22 protein-coding genes and 1 tRNA gene are annotated in these 22,060 nt (G+C 36.9%); 20 read left to right on the top strand and 3 right to left on the bottom strand.

Annotated features, from left to right (window positions below; translation table 11 throughout):
- Position 1: 1 nt before the first annotated feature.
- From sdhB to AC6CHJ_RS09860, 8 genes are all read left to right on the top strand, one after another.
- Positions 2–775, top strand: coding sequence for a succinate dehydrogenase iron-sulfur subunit (gene sdhB / locus AC6CHJ_RS09895; protein ID WP_066788675.1), 774 nt, complete (start codon positions 2–4; stop codon positions 773–775).
- A gap of 188 nt (positions 776–963) precedes the next feature.
- Positions 964–1,404, top strand: coding sequence for an acyl-CoA thioesterase (locus AC6CHJ_RS09890; RefSeq protein WP_147195901.1), 441 nt, complete (start codon positions 964–966; stop codon positions 1,402–1,404).
- Between the two features lie 84 nt (positions 1,405–1,488).
- On the top strand, positions 1,489–1,707 hold the full coding sequence (locus AC6CHJ_RS09885) for a helix-turn-helix domain-containing protein (RefSeq protein ID WP_147195899.1): 219 nt from the start codon (positions 1,489–1,491) through the stop codon (positions 1,705–1,707).
- A 75-nt stretch (positions 1,708–1,782) separates the two neighbouring features.
- A complete protein-coding gene (locus tag AC6CHJ_RS09880; RefSeq protein WP_066788665.1) occupies positions 1,783–2,250 on the top strand; it encodes a MarR family winged helix-turn-helix transcriptional regulator in 468 nt (155 codons plus the stop codon).
- A 1-nt stretch (position 2,251) separates the two neighbouring features.
- Positions 2,252–3,046 carry a glutamate racemase gene (gene racE / locus AC6CHJ_RS09875; protein ID WP_392992981.1) on the top strand — a complete coding sequence of 265 codons (795 nt, stop codon included), beginning with the start codon at positions 2,252–2,254 and terminating at the stop codon, positions 3,044–3,046.
- A gap of 81 nt (positions 3,047–3,127) precedes the next feature.
- Entirely contained in the window at positions 3,128–3,721 is a 594-nt protein-coding gene (locus AC6CHJ_RS09870) for an XTP/dITP diphosphatase (RefSeq protein ID WP_150284757.1), read from the top strand.
- 15 nt (positions 3,722–3,736) lie between these two features.
- Complete coding sequence (locus AC6CHJ_RS09865; RefSeq protein ID WP_498288294.1) at positions 3,737–4,237, top strand: metallophosphoesterase; 501 nt, start codon at positions 3,737–3,739, stop codon at positions 4,235–4,237.
- 77 nt (positions 4,238–4,314) lie between these two features.
- Positions 4,315–4,388: transfer RNA gene (locus AC6CHJ_RS09860), tRNA-Arg, on the top strand.
- A 595-nt stretch (positions 4,389–4,983) separates the two neighbouring features.
- Here the strand turns inward: AC6CHJ_RS09860 and AC6CHJ_RS09855 are convergent.
- Positions 4,984–5,142: a hypothetical protein gene (locus AC6CHJ_RS09855; RefSeq protein WP_498288292.1), complete on the bottom strand. Its 159-nt coding sequence runs from the start codon at positions 5,140–5,142 to the stop codon at positions 4,984–4,986.
- Between the two features lie 556 nt (positions 5,143–5,698).
- Here AC6CHJ_RS09855 and AC6CHJ_RS09850 point away from each other — a divergent pair.
- From AC6CHJ_RS09850 to AC6CHJ_RS09835, 4 genes are all read left to right on the top strand, one after another.
- On the top strand, positions 5,699–6,685 hold the full coding sequence (locus AC6CHJ_RS09850; protein ID WP_498288291.1) for a LacI family DNA-binding transcriptional regulator: 987 nt from the start codon (positions 5,699–5,701) through the stop codon (positions 6,683–6,685).
- 241 nt (positions 6,686–6,926) lie between these two features.
- Complete coding sequence (hisD, locus tag AC6CHJ_RS09845; RefSeq protein ID WP_498288290.1) at positions 6,927–8,210, top strand: histidinol dehydrogenase; 1,284 nt, start codon at positions 6,927–6,929, stop codon at positions 8,208–8,210.
- Between the two features lie 62 nt (positions 8,211–8,272).
- Positions 8,273–9,595 (top strand): GntP family permease, encoded by a 1,323-nt coding sequence (locus AC6CHJ_RS09840; RefSeq protein WP_498288289.1) that lies wholly within the window; start codon positions 8,273–8,275, stop codon positions 9,593–9,595.
- 145 nt (positions 9,596–9,740) lie between these two features.
- Positions 9,741–10,043: a hypothetical protein gene (locus tag AC6CHJ_RS09835; protein ID WP_498288287.1), complete on the top strand. Its 303-nt coding sequence runs from the start codon at positions 9,741–9,743 to the stop codon at positions 10,041–10,043.
- 75 nt (positions 10,044–10,118) lie between these two features.
- Here the strand turns inward: AC6CHJ_RS09835 and AC6CHJ_RS09830 are convergent, their stop codons facing one another.
- Positions 10,119–10,259 (bottom strand): hypothetical protein, encoded by a 141-nt coding sequence (locus AC6CHJ_RS09830; protein ID WP_190323435.1) that lies wholly within the window; start codon positions 10,257–10,259, stop codon positions 10,119–10,121.
- A 330-nt stretch (positions 10,260–10,589) separates the two neighbouring features.
- Here AC6CHJ_RS09830 and AC6CHJ_RS09825 point away from each other — a divergent pair, with 330 nt between their 5' ends.
- A complete protein-coding gene (locus AC6CHJ_RS09825; RefSeq protein WP_498288285.1) occupies positions 10,590–11,408 on the top strand; it encodes an MBL fold metallo-hydrolase in 819 nt (272 codons plus the stop codon).
- A gap of 32 nt (positions 11,409–11,440) precedes the next feature.
- Complete coding sequence (locus tag AC6CHJ_RS09820) at positions 11,441–12,043, top strand: nucleotidyltransferase family protein (protein WP_498288283.1); 603 nt, start codon at positions 11,441–11,443, stop codon at positions 12,041–12,043.
- Positions 12,044–12,109: 66 nt separating this feature from the next.
- Here the strand turns inward: AC6CHJ_RS09820 and AC6CHJ_RS09815 are convergent, their stop codons facing one another.
- Positions 12,110–12,931: a purine-nucleoside phosphorylase gene (locus AC6CHJ_RS09815; protein ID WP_498288282.1), complete on the bottom strand. Its 822-nt coding sequence runs from the start codon at positions 12,929–12,931 to the stop codon at positions 12,110–12,112.
- A 345-nt stretch (positions 12,932–13,276) separates the two neighbouring features.
- Here AC6CHJ_RS09815 and AC6CHJ_RS09810 point away from each other — a divergent pair, with 345 nt between their 5' ends.
- From AC6CHJ_RS09810 to yihA, 6 genes are all read left to right on the top strand, one after another.
- A complete protein-coding gene (locus AC6CHJ_RS09810) occupies positions 13,277–14,638 on the top strand; it encodes an amino acid permease (protein WP_370454662.1) in 1,362 nt (453 codons plus the stop codon).
- Positions 14,639–14,889: 251 nt separating this feature from the next.
- Positions 14,890–15,885, top strand: a complete 996-nt coding sequence (locus AC6CHJ_RS09805) for a tetratricopeptide repeat protein (protein WP_498288280.1) — start codon at positions 14,890–14,892, stop codon at positions 15,883–15,885.
- A gap of 105 nt (positions 15,886–15,990) precedes the next feature.
- On the top strand, positions 15,991–17,283 hold the full coding sequence (tig, locus tag AC6CHJ_RS09800) for a trigger factor (protein ID WP_066788625.1): 1,293 nt from the start codon (positions 15,991–15,993) through the stop codon (positions 17,281–17,283).
- Between the two features lie 322 nt (positions 17,284–17,605).
- Positions 17,606–18,871, top strand: coding sequence for an ATP-dependent protease ATP-binding subunit ClpX (gene clpX, locus AC6CHJ_RS09795; protein ID WP_066788621.1), 1,266 nt, complete (start codon positions 17,606–17,608; stop codon positions 18,869–18,871).
- Positions 18,872–19,043: 172 nt separating this feature from the next.
- Positions 19,044–21,371, top strand: a complete 2,328-nt coding sequence (gene lon / locus AC6CHJ_RS09790) for an endopeptidase La (RefSeq protein ID WP_498288278.1) — start codon at positions 19,044–19,046, stop codon at positions 21,369–21,371.
- Positions 21,368–21,949: a ribosome biogenesis GTP-binding protein YihA/YsxC gene (gene yihA / locus AC6CHJ_RS09785; RefSeq protein ID WP_066788617.1), complete on the top strand. Its 582-nt coding sequence runs from the start codon at positions 21,368–21,370 to the stop codon at positions 21,947–21,949. Before lon ends, yihA begins: the two co-directional genes overlap by 4 nt.
- The last annotated feature ends 111 nt before the right edge of the window (positions 21,950–22,060 follow it).

The following is a 22,060-nucleotide window of genomic DNA, read 5'->3' as shown; positions in this document are numbered from 1 at the left end:
AATGGGTAACGAAGCGCAAAAATTTGTTGAAGTTGAAGTTCAACGACAAGACAATGCGGACTCTAACCCTTACTGGGAAAAATTCCGTGTTCCTTATCGTCCAAACATGAATGTAATCTCTGTATTGATGGCAATTCGGGAAAATCCTGTAACGACTGACGGCAAACAAACAACACCTGTTTCTTGGGACATGAACTGTCTTGAAGAAGTATGTGGCGCTTGTTCAATGGTAATTAATGGACGTCCACGTCAATCATGTTCATCATTGGTTGATCAATTGACACAACCAATTAAATTACAACCAATGAGTACTTTCCCTATCATCCGCGACTTGCAAATTGACCGTAGCCGCATGTTTGATTCATTGAAAAAAGTCAAAGCATGGGTTCCAATTGATGGTTCTTATGATTTAGGCGAAGGTCCTCGTATGCCAGAACGTAAACGTGAATGGGCATATGAATTGTCTAAATGTATGACTTGCGGTGTCTGCTTAGAGTCTTGTCCGAATGTAAATAGCCATTCAGACTTTATCGGCCCTGCACCACTATCTCAAGTTCGTTTATTCAACTCACACCCAACTGGTGCGATGAATAAAGACGAACGCCTAAACGCAATCATGGGCGATGGTGGACTTGCTAGCTGTGGTAATGCTCAAAACTGTGTAGTTGCATGTCCAAAAGGTATTCCTTTGACTACATCAATTGCAGCACTTAACCGTGACACTACAGTTCAAATGTTCAGAAACTTCTTTGGTTCTGACCACATGGTGGACTAGTTTTTAAGAATGATAGAAGCTCCGTACAATATTCATTGTGCGGAGTTTTTTATCTTTATTTTGAGATTCATAATGCTACGCTATTTACTAAAAAGTTTACAACTATGGATAGTAATAGATTTTGAGTTACATGTTCTGTATAATTAATGAATAGCTATTCATTTTTTCTTTACAGAGGGGGAATTGCCATGTTAAAAAGCTACATAAACAATATCGAAAATTGGAAAGAAGATTTTACTTTTTATGTACCGATTGAGGTACGTTTTTCAGAGACAGATTTATATGGCCATATGAATAACACTGTCCCGTTCGTTTATTTCGAGCAAGCGAGGATTGATTACCTAAAATCGTTAGGGTTAATGCAAGAATGGTTAAATAATGGTGAAACGATACCTGTGGTAGCAGATTTGCAATGCGATTTTGTAAAGCAAGTTTATTTCGGAGAACAGTTGAAAGTCTATGCCAAAATTGCAGACATGGGCGCGTCTTCAATGGATATCCACTATTTAGCGGTAAATGAAAAAGACGAGATTTGTTTTGGGGGCCGCGGGGCAATGGTACAAATAAGTGCTAAAACAGGTAAATCTGTCCGTTGGCAGGAAGAACAATTGGCAAAGCTAACACGATAAAGTCAAATAGCCCCTGAAATGCCGTCACAGCTAACCATGTCCCTACATAAGTTACAATGTGAGGGGATTGGAGGGGCGCCCGGAATGAGTCGTTTTAATCATTCAATATTAACGAAAAGAGAACACGAAATTTTTCTTCTATTAATGAAGGACTATGCTACAAAGGAAATTGCCAAAGAGCTGGGCATCAGCGAGAAAACAGTACGAAACCATATTTCCAATACAATCCAAAAATTGGGTGTATCTAGTCGTGCTCAAGCAATGCTTGAACTCATAAGATTAGGAGAGTTTTCGCTAGACTAAAAAGGATACTTGCCATTTTCCTAAAAAAACTTCACAATAGGAATAAGTAATCCTTTTGAGGAGTGGATAAACTACATGTCGAACCAAGAGCCACAACAATTTCAAACAAACGAACAGATTGCATTATTAGAAAAGAATCTGCGCCACATTGCTGCTCTAATTAAGCAAAGAGGCAGAGAAATATTAAGTAATTATACAATTACCCCACCACAGTTTATCGCTCTACAATGGCTTCATGAGTTAGGTGACATGACAATCGGAGATCTTTCGAATAAAATGTATTTAGCGTTCAGTACAACGACCGATTTAGTAGATCGTATGGAAAAAAATGCGCTTGTGCAGCGTATTCGAGATACTCAAGATCGTCGTGTCGTTTGTATCCATTTGCTTGAAGAAGGAGAGCGCATTATTGAAGAAGTAATTGAACAACGCCAAAATTATTTGGCAGACCTAGTAAAAGACTTTTCTAGTGACCAGGTTCAATCTCTATCAATATTGTTAAGTAAATTATACGAAGAAATGAACCAGGATAGAGGCGGTTAAAGTGAATGCTCCCATCGGAGTTATTGATTCAGGAGTAGGTGGGCTAACCGTTGTCAAAGAAATGCTGCGCTATTTGCCAAATGAGTCGATTATTTATTTAGGCGACACTGCGCGCTGTCCTTATGGAACAAGATCTAAAGAGCAAGTCATCGAATTTACAAACCAAATTGTCGAGAAGCTTTCGAAAATGGATATCAAAATGCTTGTCATTGCTTGTAATACGATTACAGCTGTTGCTTTAGAAGGCTTACAAAAGCGTTGTCCCTTCCCTGTCATTGGTGTCATCAATGCAGGAGCTAAGGCGGCGATTAAAGCGACAAAGACACGCAGTATCGCGGTTATTGCTACACCTGGCACAGTAAAAAGTGGAGCATACGAAAATGCAATATATTCGTTGAATTCTTCTAGCTCTATCACAGCGCTTGCTTGTCCAAGGCTTGTGCCGCTTGTCGAAAGCGGCCAATATCAGGGTGAGTTTGCACGGAATCTAGTAGAAGAAACACTAGCTCCATTGAAAAATAGTAGGTTTGATACAATGATTTTAGGCTGTACACATTATCCAATTATTCAAGAATTGATTGAAGAAGTAGTTGGAGAAGAAGTGCATGTGGTATCTTCTGCAGAAGAAACTGCAAAGCATGTGAAAGAAACACTTGAGTTTCTGCATATTGAAAGAATGGATGAACACCCACCTAAGCATCTTTTCTATACAACAGGTTCGGTACCTATTTTTCAGTCCATCGCAAGCAGTTGGTTACCCTTAAAAGATTTGCAAGTCAAACGAATACAACTATAGTGCGAAGCCCGAGACATCATGTTTCGGGCTTTTCAATTGGAAACATGCTAAAATAACCTAGAGAAGAAAGGGGCGTACATAATGAAACAAATTATTATTGCAACGAAAAACAAAGGAAAAGCAAAAGACTTTGAAGCCATTTTTGAGCCATTAGGATTTGAAGTACTAACATTATTCGATGTGGCACCTGACATGGAAATCGAAGAAACAGGAAGTACATTCGAAGAAAACGCCGTATTAAAAGCTGAGACAGTCGCTAATCGATTACATACCTATGTTATAGCAGATGATAGCGGCCTTGAAATAGACGCTCTACATGGCGAACCAGGCGTTTATTCAGCACGTTATGCAGGAGACCATGATGACGAAGCAAATATGGATAAGGCCCTTCGGAATTTAGAAGGCGTTCCTACAGAAGATCGCACAGCCCGTTTTACATGCTGCCTAGCTATCGCAGGTCCAGATGTTCCGACAGAAACAGTGAAAGGTACATGTGAGGGCGTGATTTTGACTGAAAGACGAGGCGACCAAGGCTTTGGCTATGACCCTATTTTTTATGTGCCAGAAAAAGAAAAGACAATGGCAGAAATGACGCCGGCAGAAAAAGGTAGTTTATCACATCGCGGCAATGCAATCCGCAAGCTTGCAAGTGATTTGCCTACTTGGCTCCAATAGGGGAGGGAAGCACCTATGAAAATATTGGTTATGAGCGATACACATGGCGATGCAGCGATAATACAAGAAGTGAAGAAACAAAACTTAGATGTTGATGCCATCTTTCATTGCGGCGACAGTGAGCTTCCGTTTGATGCGTCAGAGCTGAAGGATGTGTATAAAGTCAGAGGCAACTGTGATTATGATATGAACTTTCCGACTGAAGTCATCAAGGAAATAAACGGTGAGACTATTTTTACGACACATGGCCATTTGTTTGGCGTCAAATCGAATTTAAACGCATTGTCATTCCGAGCGAGAGAAGTTGGAGCAGATGTAGTGCTGTTCGGTCATTCCCATATCCTAGGTGTAGAACTGGTTGATGAGATCCTTTATGTCAATCCAGGAAGCCTTTTACTGCCAAGAGGCCGTAAAGAAAAAAGCTATGCGATAATCGAAAAGACTGGCAATAGTTGGTCTGTTTCCTTTTATACAGAAGAAAAACAAATTATTGCAGAAAAAAATTTAGTAATTTAGCAAATTAACGTTGACTTATTCTCTAAACCTGCTATAATAAATATTGTCCTCATGATAATACTTCATGAAGACAACTTGTCCCAGTAGCTCAGCTGGATAGAGCATACGCCTTCTAAGCGTACGGTCGGGAGTTCGAATCTCTCCTGGGACGTAATTTAAGAATTATCGTCTGTAAAAGAATAATATTAAAAGCGTTCAAAGTGTTGATATATTAACACTTTGGGCGTTTTTTCTTTTTATTGAGATTCGAGTGAAAAAGATAGAAATATTTATTTTGGTATACAAAAGGTTTACGAGGTGATTTATTTTTTGTGTCAGTTTGGGTGGAGTAGTATCAATTCATAAGTGTATTAATATTGGTTTATAACCTACTTGCGCTTGGAATTTCGTTTATCTTGTTTTTTTATTTTGTAGATTTTAAGACACCTAGTACTTTAGATTCTGTCAATATGGCTGTTTATTCGGTCTGTGTCCTAGTTTGCTAAGAAGGTGTTTTTTATGCCACGTATTCAGATACTCTGTGAACTAAAATTTTTTAGAAGAGAAGAAAGAGCATAAGGGAAAAATGCCCTAATGCATTGTGGGGTTAGGCAAAGCCTAACTTTTTTACATGGGTACACGATTTTTCAATTGCTGTACAATTGCCATACCCTTTATCCAACAAAAAAGAAAATAAATATTGTTACAATGCATTTAAATTGTTTATCTTATCAAATTTAAAGATAAGAAACATAAAACGTGAATTTTTATTTTTTTAATTTTTTATTTTTTTTATCAATGATTAAGGCTAATATCAATAGGATTGTTATTAATATAAATTTATATATTGTATTACTCATAAAAGAAAAAATTAGTGCACTTATTCCACCTATAATGAAATAAATTAACATACTTTTTAAATTCATTTAAAAACCTCCTTTTGTTCAATGTATTAAAATGAATTATTCATAAAAACAAAAAAGATAGCTTATGCTGTCTTTCTTATATATACATTAGTACTTAACTATTTTTAACAATAATAGCTATTAAACTTATTGCAAAAATGCCTATTAATATGATTGTTGTTCCTACGACTGATTCGAATTGCATATTAAAATCTCTGAGTCCTAAATCTATATTGTCTGCCATATCTTCCAGATTATCTTTCACATCTATTAGATAGCCATTTCATCACCTTCGGTTTATAAAACGTAATTATACTTTATTATAAATGTAAAATTAGAATAAATTAGTGAAAAATAATTTTTGTGAGGAAAAAAATCTCCATAACTATAAAAAGGTTGAGGGGAAATTACCACTTCCTTAAAAACTGTATGTAGATTATTTAGGTCTTGCTTTCCACCCAACTTCTAAGGTAGTTTGTTTATGAGAATAATTTATCTATGGGTCAGTACAAGAGAGATATTCAGCTTACGCTAATTTGGTGAGATGAAATTTGGATTGAAAGAGGTTATGTACATCATGAAACAAGGAGTTACTGCCAAGGATGTAGCAAAGTTGGCTGGTGTTTCACAATCTTCAGTATCAAGAGTTTATTTTGAAGGTGCGTCAGTATCTGCAAAAACTAAAGAAAAGGTTTTAGCAGCAGCAGAAGAGCTTGGCTATAGACCAAATGAATTTGCACGAAGTTTGATTACAAACCAATCCAAAATAATTGGATTAGTGATGAAAGGCGTTCAAAATCCTTTCTATCCGCAGGTCTTGAAATTATTTACAACTTCCCTAAAAAAACATGGCTACAGTGTACTATTTGTTTATACCAATAATGATGAAATTCAAAAAGAAGATATTGAAATATTATTCAATTATAACGTGGCGGGTGTAGTCATAACTGATGCCTCTCTTTCTTTGTCGGTTACAGAAGATTTCATCAAGTATCAAATACCATTAGTGTTATTTAATCGAAAAATAGATAACAATAAATTTTATTCAGTATGCTGCAACAACTATGAGGCAAGTAAAAGGATTGCAGAATTTCTTTTAAGTATAGGTTGTACAAAGATGATTTATATTTCAGGGAATGAAAATACATCTACAAGTAGAGAACGTGAAAAAGGATTTAGTGCTATGTTAAAGGGAAGTAAAGTACACTATCAGAAGTACAGTTCTGATTATACGTATGAAGGCGGGTATAACATAGCCTGTGAAATTATTGAAGAAAAGCAATTGCCAGATGCGTTTTTTGTGGCCAATGATATTATGGCATTAGGGGTAGTAGATGCATTAAAGGATCATCAAATTGCTATTCCAAATGAAACGAAAGTGATTGGCTTTGATAATATTGAGATGGCAGCTTGGCCTACATACAATCTAACGACATGGGAGCAACCAATTACAGAAATGGTAGAAGAGACTGTAAAATACTTGCTTAATGAACTAGAAGAATATTCAGGTGAAGCTAAAAATCTCGAAATTGACGGATCTCTTATTTTACGAAAAACAACTTAATACTAGAAAATTGTAAAAAGGATTTTTTACTTAAGCATCTTGCTATTTGAAAGGCTTCATACAACGTTTTGTATGAGGGTCTTATGAGAATAGAAGGATGCTTTTATTATTGCTTAAAGCGTGAAGGTAAACTAGTAAAAATAAATACTTGTTGACAACCATTTGTTTTTAGAATAATCTTACTTATATATTTTCTGCATACGTATGCAAAAATGAATTTTAAACAAAAGGGGATATAAAAATGGTTAAAGTACTGAAAGAAGGAAAATCAAAAGAAGAAGTAATCATAAATGACTCAAAGGTATCTCAAATTGTATCGGAAGCCATTCAAGATATAGAAAAACGAGGAGATCAAGCAGTTTTTGAACTATCGGAAAAATTCGATAAGTGGACTCCTGAATCGTTTCGTTTAACTGATAAACAAATAAATGAAATCGTTTCCAAAGTTCCTAGTGATGTAATTGAGGATATTAAATTTGCTCAAAAAAATATCCGTGAATTTGCAGAAGCACAATTAGCTTCTTTAAATGATGTGGAAGTAGAAAATATCCCGGGTGTAATTTTGGGTCACAAAAATATTCCAGTTAACAGCGTTGGATGTTACATACCTGGTGGTCGCTATCCAATGGTTGCATCAGCACATATGAGTGTTTTAACAGCTAAAGTAGCAGGTGTAAAACGTGTAATTGCATGTACGCCACCTATTAACGGGGAAATCCCGCATGCTACCATTGCAGCGATGTCTTTAGCAGGTGCTGATGAGATCTACCTTCTAGGAGGTATTCAAGCAATGGCAGCAATGGCAATTGGTACAGAAACGATCCAATCAGTAGACATGATTGTTGGACCGGGGAATGCTTTCGTTGCTGAAGCAAAAAGACAGTTGTATGGTCGTGTAGGGATTGACTTATTTGCGGGTCCAACAGAAACATTAGTGGTTGCTGACCATACTGCTGATGCAGAAATGATAGCAACGGACCTTTTAGGACAAGGTGAGCATGGGCCTACTTCTCCTGGAGCGCTTATTACAACTTCTGAAGTATTAGCTGAAGAAACTGTTAAAGAAATTGAACGTCAATTGAAAACATTGCCTACTGCTGATGTTGCGCGTGTATCTTGGGAAGATTACGGTCAGATTCTTCTAGTAGATTCTATTGAGGAAGCTAGAATTGAAGCAGATCGTCTTGCTTTTGAGCATGTAGAGATATTAACTGAAGATCCAAATTACTTCCTTGAAAATATGACGAACTATGGTTGCTTGTTCTTAGGACCAGAGACAAACGTTGCTTATGGCGACAAAGTAATTGGTACTAATCATACATTACCGACTAAAGGTGCTGCTCGTTATACAGGTGGCTTATGGGTAGGAAAATTCATTAAGACTGTTACCTATCAAAAAGTAACACAAGAGGCAAGTGCTTATATTGGAGAATATGCAGCGCGTCTTTGTCAGTTAGAGAACTTTGCAGGACATGCAGAGCAAGCCCTTCTACGTGTGAGAAGATATGGAAATAAGAATGATTAACACTAAGCCTGACGGAAAGTGAGTGAAAACAAAAAAGCACAAAGGGGAATTGAGGGGAAAATATGTTAGGGATGATTGGATTATTTGGCGGATTGGCACTTTTAATATTTTTAACAATGAAGGGTATGAATTTACTCATTGTTGCACCTATAACTGCATTGATTGTAGGACTATTAAATGGGCTTCCGCTATTCCCACAGCTTACAGAGAATGAGGGGGCAAACTTTTTAACAAATTATATGTCAGGTTTCACAGGCTTTATTGCATCTTGGTATTTAATGTTCTTGACCGGTGCTATATTTGGTAAAGTCATGGAAGATAGTGGAGCAGCGGATAGTGTTTCGCAGTGGATTGTCAATATAATAGGCATGAAACAAGCAGCATTGGCAATTGTCGTTGCCTGTGCGGTTTTAACCTACGGTGGCGTGAGCTTGTTTGTTGTAGCCTTTTCCGTTTACCCTATGGCACTTAGCCTATTTAAACAGGCAGATTTGCCAAGGCGTTTTATTCCAGCGGCTCTTGGTTTTGGTTCAACAACATTTACTATGACATCTGCAGGCTCACCTGAAATTCAAAACTGGATTCCAATTCAATTTTTAGGGACGACTCCATACGCAGGGTGGGAAGTCAGTTTTATCGTAGCTGTGTTTATGATGGTATTCGGTTATTGGTGGCTTAAAAAGATGATCAACAAGGCTTTGGCGAATGGTGAACGATTCGTTAGCAGAGAGACGGATATACTTACAGAAACTCGGACAGATTTACCCAATCCTATTTTAAGTATTGTCCCACTACTGGTTGTATTGATTATTTCTTTTGCTTTCCATAAATCATTAGGAACGTCAGCTTTGATTATCGCATTAACTGGCGGTATTTTAGCAAGTTATCTTATCAACAGAAAGTTTTTCCGGAATTTTGGCGGGGCAGTAGGAGAAGGGGCAATGGGAGCTATTATTGCTATTGCAAATACAGCTGCAGTTGTCGGTTTCGGTGGTGTCGTCAAAGCAACTCCTGCTTTCGAATCAGCCGTGAAGATTATGACAGATATACCTGGAAGCCCACTAGTAGGTGGTGCTCTAGCAGTAGCTGTTATTGCAGGCTTAACGGGTTCTTCATCGGGTGGACAAGCTATTGCACTACCGTTATTAGCACCACATTATCTTGATTTAGGAGTCAATCCAGAGGCGTTACATCGAACAGTAGCTATTTCTTCTGGTTCACTTGACTCGCTTCCACAAGGTGGTTATGTTGTAACGACCATTCGTTCAATCTGTGGAGAAACTCATAAAGATGCTTATCCGGCATTTGGCGCACTAACTGTTATATTACCGATATTAGGAGTTATATTAGCCGTAATCTTATTCTCTTTCGGTATTGGCATTTAGAAATATATTAAAATAGATACCCAACAAATGATTGGAAAATTGTTTGTAGGGTATCTTTTTTTCTTGACCCAAATAGAGGACTACTTTATATAAAACGAGAATTTATGTAATAGAGGAAACTATTGTTTTGAGAGGAGAATGCATATTGAGTGAATGGAGGGAGCTTAATGAGGACTCAAAGACCATATGGGAACACAACGCAAAACATTGGGATGAGTACATGGGTAATGAAAGCAACAGATTTCACCAAGAACTTATTAGACCCTATACTGAAAAATTATTAAAAGTGAAAGATATTAATACAGGAAACATAAAATTTAATCCAATATTTTATACAGAGGTGAAGGAGTTACAACCCTTTATCGAAAATAATGAGACTACCAAAATAAAGCTGGGACTTAAAAGAAGAAATAGATCTTATAGACTCAGTAGATATAAATATTTTTAAATATCTATAATTAATGAGAAGCTAGTAAACAAAGAAACGTATTACTTTTTAAATAATACGTTTCTTTAATAATATCTAATTATTATTCTGTCTATTGCCAGCCTTGATTTTCACCTGATTATCATGCTGTTGAACCTTTAGTTGATGTTTTTTAGTTACCTGTGATTTGTTTATTGGAGTAATATTTCGTTTTCCGCCGCCACAGCCGCATCCCATAGTCATTTACCTCCTTGTTTAGAATTTCTCAAATGACTTTAGTGACATATTAAACACATGAAAACGCTACAGTGAAAGCAAAAGTCTGTACCGTAGCAAAACTAGGCATAGAATTTTTTGTTCATTTCAATATATACAAGAAGAAAAATTATGCTTGGTCAAATGTACTAATTATTTTAGATTTTGGTTAAGGAGTAAACGAAAATATTAAGGTATATACGACAATCATCTTTCAGTCAAAAGAATGATAGTCAGTAGAAGTACTGAATCATACAATAAAATTAGTCATTACCATTTTTATCTAAAATCAATGAAAGTGGAAGGTGAATTATGAGTTATTTTATTTGTAATACATGTGGCGTTCAGCATGATCAATCTACACAGGAACCGAACGAATGCAAGATTTGTACTGAAGCTAGACAATATGTAAGTGTGAATGGACAATCTTGGACTACTTTAGAACAACTTGTCCAATCTAAGCGATATATAAATGAATTTACTCCTGAAGAAAAAAGATTACATAGCATTAAGACAGCACCTTCTTTTGGAATTGGCCAAAATACTTACCTGATTCAACATGAGAAATTTAATGTACTTTGGGATTGCATTACATATATTGATAAGGAAACAATTACGAAAATTAATGAACTAGGTGGAATCCAAGCAATAGCCTTATCACATCCCCATTATTATTCTAGTCAAGTAGAATGGGCAGAAGTTTTTAATGCGCCCATTTATATTCATGAAGATGATAAAGAATGGGTAACGAGACCAAGTAAACAAATAGTCTTTTGGACAGGTGATCAATTAAAGCTGCGTGAAGGTATTGTGTTACATCGTTTAGGTGGCCATTTTAAAGGAGCTACCATTCTTGAATGGCAAAATAAAAAAGAAGGCGTTTTATTTGTTGGAGATATTGTCCGTGTAGTGGCAGATCGTCAATGGGTTACTTTCATGTATAGCTATCCAAATTTTATTCCGTTACCAGCAAACACTGTTGACCGTATGGCAAACCGTTTGAATTCTATTCAATTTAATAAGTTGTATGATGCATTCCATCGTGTTATTTCGGATGATGCACAAAATCGAGTTCAACTATCAGCAAAAAGATATATAGCAGCATTGGAAGGCAATCTATTCAACACTTAATAATAAAAAATTTTACTGTCAGGTGATAAGTAATGATATTAGAAGACGAAAAAGATATTGTAGAAGTTATAAAAAAGGATAGCTGGATGATGGATGTATTAAAGACTGCAAAAATATTAGATTTGCCTGATTGGTGGATTTGTGCAGGTTTTGTGAGATCAAAAGTATGGGATGTCTTACATAATTTTAATGCAAGAACCCCTTTACCTGATATAGATGTTATTTACTTTGATTCGTCTAATATAAATGAATTAGAGGAGAAGAATTTGGAAAGAAAGCTTAGATCTATCATGCCGAATATCCCTTGGTCTGTAAAAAATCAGGCAAGAATGCATGTTTTAAATAATATGAGCCCTTATACATCATCTATTGATGGTATTTCCAAATTCCCTGAAACTGCAACGGCATTAGGGGTTAAATTAGATGAAAAAGATAATGTACTTTTAGCGGCTCCATGGGGAGTTAAGGATGTAATCAATTTGAAGGTAAAACCTACTCCTTATTATTTAGAGACAGATGCGAGAATTAGCATTTATGAAAACAGGGTTACCAAGAAAGACTGGAAATCCATCTGGGGAAAAATAGAGGTTTTTGAAATTGGTATGATACTCCAAAATAAAGAGAATTCTCATTAACACAAAACACACGTCTTCTTTAGAGAAGTTGGCGTGTGTTTTTTATTCCCATGTTAACGCGTGTGATTATTTAATTTCTTCAAGTAAACCTTTAATCAACCCGACGAATTTTGTGTTGACTTGGCTAGCTACTTCAATTACTTCCTCGTGGTTTAATGGTTGGTCAAGAATGCCACATGCCATGTTTGTTAGACAAGAGATCCCAAGTACTTTCATACCAGCGTGTTTTGCAACAATTGCTTCTGGAACAGTAGACATGCCGACTGCATCAGCGCCAAGAGTTCGAATCATGCGAATTTCAGCAGGTGTTTCATAAGTTGGACCGCTCCACCAAGCATAGACACCTTGTTTAATTTTAACATCTTGTTTCTTAGACACGATGATTGCAAGTTTACGTAAATCTTTATCATACGCCTCGGATAGATCGGGGAAACGCGTGCCTAGCGTATCATTGTTTGGGCCGATTAACGGGTTAGTACCTGTCAAATTAATATGATCTGTTATTAGCATCAAATCACCAGGTGTGAAGCCCGTATTAACAGCTCCACAAGCATTTGTCACAATGATGCTTTCAATTCCAAGCGACTTCATTACGCGTACAGGGAAAGTGACTTCATCTAATGTAAAACCTTCATAATAATGGAATCGCCCTTTCATGGCTGCTACTATTTTGCCGCTTAGCTCTCCGACAACTAGCTCATTAGCATGGCCAATGGCTTCTGACTTCGCAAAATGTGGAATTTCACTGTATGGGATATGAACTGGATTTTCTATTTCATCAGCAAGATTTCCTAAGCCTGAGCCTAGAATCAAGCCGACTGTTGGTGTGCTGTTAATTTTATTTAAAATATAGTCTCTAGCTTCATTAATTGCGTCTAATTGATGCATTATATAGTCCTCCTTCAAATGAGCAACAGGCTCATTTGCACGTTATACTTTTAGCTTAAAGCAATAAAGGCTCAATGTACACTGAATCATTTCGCAAATTATCTCTTGAAATTTAAACTCAAAAGAGATCCTAACGGAAAAGATAAAAAACAAAAGAGTTTTACGGAAAAATTCTCTTTTCCGCAAAGTTACTTGATGACCGTCCTTGTTTTTTTGGGAAATACAATTGTATTTATAAGTGAAATTGAGTACACTTAGAGGGTGAAAATTATTTTAAGAAAGTTTGTTTTCTATGCTGAAATGCAGAGATAACTAGACATCTAGATGAACAGAGGGGGTAAAATTATGGCGAATGAAGAATTGAAAAGGGGACTTAAATCTCGGCACATACAAATGATTGCACTTGGTGGAACTATTGGTGTGGGGCTGTTTATGGGTTCATCAAGCACCATCGGTTGGACAGGTCCTTCTGTTATGCTTGCCTATGCGATTGCTGGTATATTCGTATTTTTTATTATGAGAGCTATGGGTGAGATGCTATATCTAGAGCCAATTACAGGTTCCTTTGCGACTTTCGCTCATCAATACATACATCCGCTTGCAGGCTATCTGACTGCATGGAGCAACTGGTTTCAATGGGTGATTGTAGGGATGTCAGAAGTAATTGCGGTCGGCTCATATATGCAGTATTGGTTTCCTAACTTGCCGCCGTGGATACCTGGCTTAATTGTCATTGTTATTTTAGGTTTGGCAAATTTAGTTTCAGTAAAGTCATTTGGCGAATTTGAATTTTGGTTTGCTCTAATTAAAATAGTAACGATCATATTAATGATAATAGCTGGATTTGGATTAATCTTCTTCGGTCTTGGCAATGGTGGACATGCAGTTGGGTTCTCAAATCTATGGTCAAATGGCGGGTTCTTTACAGGTGGATGGAAAGGTTTCTTCTTTGCCTTATCACTTGTGGTTGGTTCATACCAAGGTGTGGAATTAATCGGAATTACAGCTGGGGAAGCAGAAAATCCAAAGAAATCACTGACTAAAGCGATCAACTCTATAATATGGAGAATTCTAATTTTCTATATTGGTGCTATCTTTGTGATTGTAACAGTTTATCCATGGGATCAATTAAAAGAAGTGGGTAGCCCATTCGTTGTTACCTTTGCAAAAGTTGGTATTACAATGGCGGCTGGTTTCATTAACTTTGTGGTGATTACAGCAGCTATGTCAGGCTGTAATAGCGGGATTTTCAGTTCTGGCCGAATGATCTATACACTTGCAGAAAATGGTCAAGCACCAAAAATATTTGCTAAGGTTTCTAAAAATGGTGTGCCATACTGGAGTACAATCGCAGTATTAATCGGCTTAACAGTAGGGGTTGTGCTTAACTTTGTATCACAATCAAAAATATTCGTTTATGTATACAGTGCTAGTGTTCTACCTGGGATGATGCCGTGGTTTGCCTTATTGATTGCTCAAATTAGATTTAGAAAAGTGCATAGCGATCAAATGCCATCGCACCCATTCAAAATGCCATTTGCGCCAGTTTCTAACTACGTAACGATTTTATTCTTACTTACTGTATTGGTAGGTATGTGGTTCAATAAGGATACACAAATCTCCCTCATTGTCGGCATTATCTTCTTATGTATAATGACAGCATTATTCTTCTTATTAGGAATGAATAAAAAGCGTGTTAAAGAGTAATTTTCTGAAAAAATTAGACTGTAGACTAACTCATATGATTGGGTGTCTACAGTTTTTTTATTTTTTAAATCTTCCTCTCTCCTATTAGAGAGGTATTTATCTTTTATAACTCAAATTTGTTTATTTTATATCAAAAAAAAATATAGCTATAAAAACCTACATGAGCGAAATATAGACCAAATTGTCGAAGGAAATTATTTTGGGTCAAAATGTTTTTATGCTATGATGAATTTTAAGGGGAGTGAACACAATTGCGCAGAAAAAAAGGAAAACTTCAGAAGCATGAAAATGTTATTGTGTTCCCAGGAACGGTGGAGAGACTCGTTGCCGAGGGCCAGCAGTTCGCTGAAAAGTACCAATATGACCAGGCTGTTGAATGCTTAAAAGAAGCATTGCAATACACCGAGGGAGATGAGGCGTTACTCAGTGTTTATGCATTCTCTTTGTATGAAATAAGGAACTTTAAAGAAGCGAAAGCCGTTTGTGAAAAACTCCTCGCGATTGGGCCGCAATTATACATAGAAACGATGGAACTTTATTTAACTGTGCTAATGGAGTTGAAAGAATACAAACAAGTAGAAACCCTTATTGAGTCTTTACTTGAAGAAGATGTCATTCCGCCCGAATCGCAAGAACAATTTATCCGTATTAAAAACCTCAATGCTGCTATTGCAAAAGCAAAAATAGAAGACAGTCTAGATGATGTAGAGATAGAGCATGCCAGTGATGAGTTTGAAGTAGATACATTCTTTTCTAAAACAACAATTGAGCAGATGCAAAAGCTGCAAGCAGCTAAAGAAATGAATATACGACCGATTAAAGATTTATTAGTGGCGATTATTGAGGATGAAAGGTCTCATCCTTTGATCCAAAGCTTTATTCTCTACCTTCTTGTCGCACAAGAAATCCCTGCGATAGTAGAGGTAAAAAAATTGGGGCATTCAAAAGTAGTGAACACAGAGGAATTGCTGTTACCGGATGAATTACCAGTAGCAAAGAAAGTGTTTGAATTGGTAAGCGATGCGCTCGACCAAGAACCTTCTACTTTACAGATGGTCCAATATCTATTGGCCAGGCATATCTTTGCAGCCTATCCTTTTGAATGGTTTAATTATGGAGCAGAAGAGGTTGCAGAAGGGTATATTGACTTCGTACATGGTATGTTCGGCGTTGTCAAAGAGACAGATTATGACTTGATGGAGTTATTAAATACCCTTGAAGAGCAATCCGAATTGTTCGATACATGAAATCAGTTGAAAGTATAGCTATCTATGATATACTAAAAAAGTTGAGAAAGTCGTATTAACGAATAAATTGTCCAACATGTGAATTTAATTTTGGAGGTATTATACATGTCAGCAAAATGGGAAAAACAAGAAGGCAACACTGGAGTATTAACAGTAGAATTGCCTGCTGAAAAAGTAAACGCAGCTTTAGATAAAGCATTCAAAAAAGTTGTGAAACAAATTAACGTACCAGGCTTCCGTAAAGGTAAAATGCCTCGTCAAATGTTCGAAAAAAGATTCGGTGTAGAATCATTATACCAAGATGCACTAGAACTTTTAGTGAACGAAAACTATCCATTAGCAATCGATGAAACTGGTATTTCTCCAGTGGATCAACCAGAAATCGATTTCGAAATGGAAGACCTAGGCAAAAACAAAGACTTCAAATTTACAGCAACAGTTATTGTAAAACCAGAAGTTGAACTAGGTGATTACAAAGGCTTAGAAGTGAAAAAACAAGAAACAACTGTTACAGACGAAGAAATTGAACAACAATTGAAAGATCAACAAACTCGTCTTGCAGAACTTGTTGTTAAAGAAGATAGCGCTATCGAAAATGGCGATACAGCTGTAATCGACTTTGAAGGTTTCCAAGATGGCGAAGCTTTCGAAGGCGGCAAAGGCGACAACTACTCACTTGAAATCGGTTCAGGATCTTTCATTCCAGGATTCGAAGAACAATTAATTGGCGCAAAAGCTGGCGAAGAAAAAGAAGTAGTTGTAACTTTCCCAGAAGAGTACCACGCAGCAGAATTAGCTGGTAAAGAAGCTACTTTCAAAGTAAATGTTAAAGAAGTAAAAGGTAAAGAACTTCCTGAATTGGATGATGACTTTGCACAAGAAGTAGATTCAGAAGTGAAAACACTAGATGAACTACGCACAAAATTAAAAGAAAAAACAGCTACTGAAAAAGCTGCAGCAGCTGATACAGCACTACGTGATGAACTAGTAGAAAAAGCTGCTAATAACGCAAAAATCGATATTCCAAATGCAATGATTGAAACTGAAATCGATCGTATGATGCAAGAATATGATCAAAACTTGCAAATGCAAGGTTTAAACCTTGATCTTTTCTACCAATTCTCTGGTCAAGATGAAGCTGCATTGCGCGCTCAAATGAAAGAAGATGCAGAATCTCGCGTACGCGTAGCATTAGTTCTTGAAGCGATTGGCGAAGCAGAAAAAATCGAAGCAACAGAAGAAGACATCAATGCAGAATTAGAAAAAATGACTGAGCAATTCAAAATGGATGCAGATCAAATCAAATCAATCCTAGGTGGCACTTCCGTACTAGAACATGATGTGAAAATCCGCAAAACTGTAGAATTCTTAGTTGATAACGCAAAAGTAACTGAATAATACAGTTTCTATGTAAACTTGAACAAGGTACGGGTTCTGTATCCGTACCTTGTTTCTTCACATATATGAAATGTAACTTCAACCAGAACGGTACCCCACACTGATTGGTCATGTTCCAACTGGGCTTTTAGGGGTAAATACCCCCACATAAACTTCTCGCTTTTTCATTTCAAAAGTAGGGTTTTTACAACCCATCAAAGCGGAATAAATTTTATAAATCATAACGATACATACTATAAGTAATTTTTGTAGCAAGAATTCATTATATTTGATAATATAAATGGAATCTTGTAACATTGTTGCTTGAATAGGGGTGAAATAATTGTTCAAATTTAATGATGAAAAAGGCAATTTAAAATGCTCATTCTGTGGTAAACCACAAGAACAAGTTCGTAAACTTGTGGCAGGGCCAGGCGTCTATATTTGTGATGAATGTATTGACTTATGTTCTGAAATCGTTGTAGAGGAACTAGGCACTGAAGAAGAAGTAGAGCTTAAAGATATTCCAAAACCAAAAGAAATTCTTGAAACATTGGATGATTATGTCATCGGACAAGAACGTGCGAAAAAAGCATTATCTGTAGCTGTATATAATCATTACAAACGTATAAATACTCAAAGCAAAGTAGACGATGTTGAATTATCTAAATCAAATATCGTTTTAATCGGACCAACTGGTAGCGGTAAAACATTGCTTGCCCAAACGTTAGCACGTATTATTAATGTACCTTTCGCTATTGCCGATGCGACTTCATTAACTGAAGCAGGATATGTTGGGGAAGATGTAGAGAATATTCTTCTTAAATTAATCCAAGCTGCAGATTATGATGTAGAACGCGCTGAAAAAGGAATTATTTATATAGATGAGATTGATAAGGTAGCCCGCAAGTCGGAAAACCCATCAATCACTCGAGACGTATCTGGTGAAGGTGTTCAACAAGCATTGTTGAAAATCTTAGAAGGAACTACAGCTAGCGTACCACCACAAGGCGGCCGTAAACATCCGCACCAAGAGTTTATCCAAATCGATACAACTAATATCTTATTCATCGTAGGCGGAGCATTTGATGGAATTGAATCCATTATTAAACGCCGTATGGGTGAAAAGGTTATCGGTTTTGGCTCTAATCTTAAAAAAGATGCAGACGACAAAAATCTAATGAAACATTTAATTCCAGAGGATTTATTGAAATTTGGCTTGATCCCAGAATTTATTGGCCGTTTGCCTGTACTTGCGAGCCTAGAACTTTTAGATGAAGATGCACTTGTTCAAATTTTAACTGAGCCAAAGAACGCGTTAACAAAACAATATCAAAAAATGATGGAGTTAGATGACGTAGAACTTGAGTTTGAAAAAGATGCATTGTACGAAATCGCTAAAGAAGCAATCGAACGTAAAACAGGTGCACGTGGTTTGCGTTCCATTATTGAAAACATCATGCTAGATGTTATGTTTGAACTGCCATCACGTGATGATATAGCGAAATGTATCGTAACGAAAGAAACAATTACAGAAAAAGCAAGACCAAGACTTGTATTAAAAGACGGTACAGAGTTAGATCCAAATAACAAAAAAACGTCTGCGTAAGAACTGATCCAATAGCTGGTTCGATCAAGTGCCAATCAGCACTTGACCGACCAGTTTTTTGAGTTTTAGGCGAATTGACTAACTTGTAACAATATGAATGAAATAATTTAGATGAACCATACTTATAACGTGCTTTTATAGTTAGAACTTAAAGTCGGAGGTGATCGCTCGTATGGCAGAAGTAACTAGAACAAAAGACTTACCACTTTTACCGCTTAGAGGGTTGCTCGTGTATCCAACAATATTGTTACATATTGACGTAGGTCGCGTACGCTCAATTGAAGCATTGGAAAAAGCAATGGCGGATGATCATTTGATCTTCCTTGCTACCCAAAAAGCAATGGATATCGAAACACCAGAAGAAGAAGATTTATATAAAACAGGTACTGTAGCATATGTAAAGCAAATGCTTAAACTTCCTAATGGAACTTTACGTGTGTTGGTTGAAGGTCTTCATCGAGCAAAGATTGAAACAATAACTGACCATAAAAAATATATGACAGCGAATATTGAAAACTTTATTGATTCAAAGGAAGCAGATTTGGAAACTCAAGCACTAATGCGTACGCTACTTTCTTATTTTGAAAAGTATACGAAAGCATCAAGCAAGATTTCCCATGAGTCGTTTGCTACAGTTGCAGATATTGAAGAACCAGGTCGATTTGCTGATACTGTGGCATCTTATTTGCCGCTCAAAATGCACGGCAAACAAGAAATCCTCGATACAATTGATGTCAAGGAACGTTTAAGTATTTTGATTAATCGTTTGCATGATGAACAAGAAGTATTAAATTTAGAGCATAAGATTAACTCAAAAGTTAAGCGTGCCATGGAAAAAACTCAAAAAGAATTCTACTTGCGTGAGCAAATGAAAGCAATTCAAGAGGAACTTGGCGACCGTGAAGGGAAACAAGCAGAGGTAGCGGAGTTGCGTACGAAAATTGATGCAGCGAAAATGCCTGAAGAAATAAAATTGGTAGCTCTTAAAGAATTAAGCCGTTACGATAAGATCCCTGTAGCATCTGCTGAGAGTGGTGTAATTCGCAACTATTTAGATTGGCTTGTGGCCCTTCCTTGGAGTAAGGCTACAAAAGATAGAAGGGATATTCATGTCGCTGAAAAAATCCTTAATCGTGACCATGAAGGTCTAGAAGATGTTAAGGAAAGAATACTTGAGTATCTTTCAGTTCAACAGCTTACAAATTCATTGCGCGGACCGATCTTATGTTTAGCAGGTCCTCCAGGAGTCGGTAAAACGTCCTTGGCAAAATCAATTGCAGAGTCGTTAAATCGTAAATTTGTACGAATATCGCTTGGTGGAGTACGGGATGAATCAGAAATCCGCGGTCATAGAAGAACCTATGTCGGTGCTATGCCTGGACGTATAATTCAAGGTATGAAAAAAGCAGAAACAATCAATCCCGTATTTTTATTAGATGAGATCGATAAAATGTCTAATGATTTCCGTGGGGATCCATCAGCTGCATTGTTAGAAGTACTTGACCCAAATCAAAACAACACATTTAGTGACCACTATTTAGAAGAACCGTACGATTTATCGAATGTCATGTTCATTGCGACAGCTAATGACTTAAGTACAATACCTGGCCCGCTTCGGGATCGTATGGAAATAATCTCAATTGCAGGGTATACAGAGTTTGAGAAAGAGCAAATTGCTATTAACCACTTAATACCAAAGCAAATGAAAGAAAACGGCCTCTCTAAATCTCAGCTACAAATCCGTGATGATGCCATTCTTGACCTGATACGGTATTATACACGAGAAGCAGGTGTTCGAAGTCTTGAACGGGAAATTGCTTCTTTATGTAGGAAAGCTGCGAAACAAATCGTTTCAACAGAAAAGAAACGAGTTGTGATTACAGCGAAAAATTTAGAGGATATGCTTGGCAAACACCGCTTCCATCATGGTCAAGCGGAACAAGAGAACCAAGTCGGCGTTGCAACTGGGTTAGCATATACAGTAGTAGGCGGCGATACGCTTCAAATTGAGGTTTCGCTTACTCCAGGTAAAGGCAAAATTCAGCTTACTGGTAAACTTGGTGATGTAATGAAGGAATCAGCACAGACTGCATTGTCTTACGTGCGATCAAAAGCTGATCAACTCGGCATAGACCAAGATTTCTTCGATACACATGACCTTCATATTCATGTGCCAGAAGGAGCTGTTCCTAAGGATGGTCCTTCAGCTGGAGTAACAATGGTGACTGCAATTACATCTGCTATCACCAAAAAGCCGATTCGAAAAGAAGTAGGAATGACTGGGGAAGTCACTCTACGAGGAAGAGTATTGCCAATTGGGGGCTTAAAAGAAAAATCTCTTGGCGCCCACAGAGCAGGTTTAACAACCATCATTTTACCGAAAGATAATGAACGTGATATAGATGATATACCAGAAAGTGTGCGAAAAGGGCTTACGTTTAAGCTCGTGTCAAACGCGGATGAAGTATTAAACATCGCGCTCGACGGAGGGATTTCATGAAAGTCAATAATGTAGAAATGGTCATTAGTGCTGTAGGGCCAAAACAATATCCAGAGGATGGTCTGCCAGAGTTTGCTCTGGCAGGTCGTTCAAATGTTGGTAAATCTTCATTTATCAACAGAATGATTGGGCGCAAAAGTATGGCGCGCATATCATCTAAACCAGGTAAAACACAAACACTCAACTTTTATAAAATTGAAGAACAATTATTCTTTGTCGATGTTCCTGGCTATGGCTATGCCAAAGTTTCTAAAACAGAACGCGAAGCATGGGGCAAAATGATCGAGCAATATTTAACTGGACGAAGCATTCTGAAAGCAGTTGTCCAAATTATCGATATCCGCCATGAACCAACTGATGATGATTGTATGATGTACGACTTTTTAAAACACTACAACATTCCAACCATTGTTATTGCTACGAAAGCAGATAAGATTAAAAAGGGAAACTATGAAAAACATAAAAAAATTATAAAAGAAGTCCTAGACATGGATCCAAACGACCCGCTTATTTTATTCTCATCAGAAAAAGGAATGGGTATGGAACAAGCCTGGGCTGAAATTGAAAAAAGAATGTAATGATACATAATACGCTGCAATATGACAGTGTTGTCTATGTAATCGAAATTTGCTCTTGTAGAATCTACAGGAGCAAATTTTTTGTTTAGTTCTGTTTGTTTGAATTAATGA

It is taken from the genome of Rummeliibacillus sp. GQ308, assembly GCF_059759115.1.
This window is presented reverse-complemented; position numbering and strand designations above follow the sequence as displayed.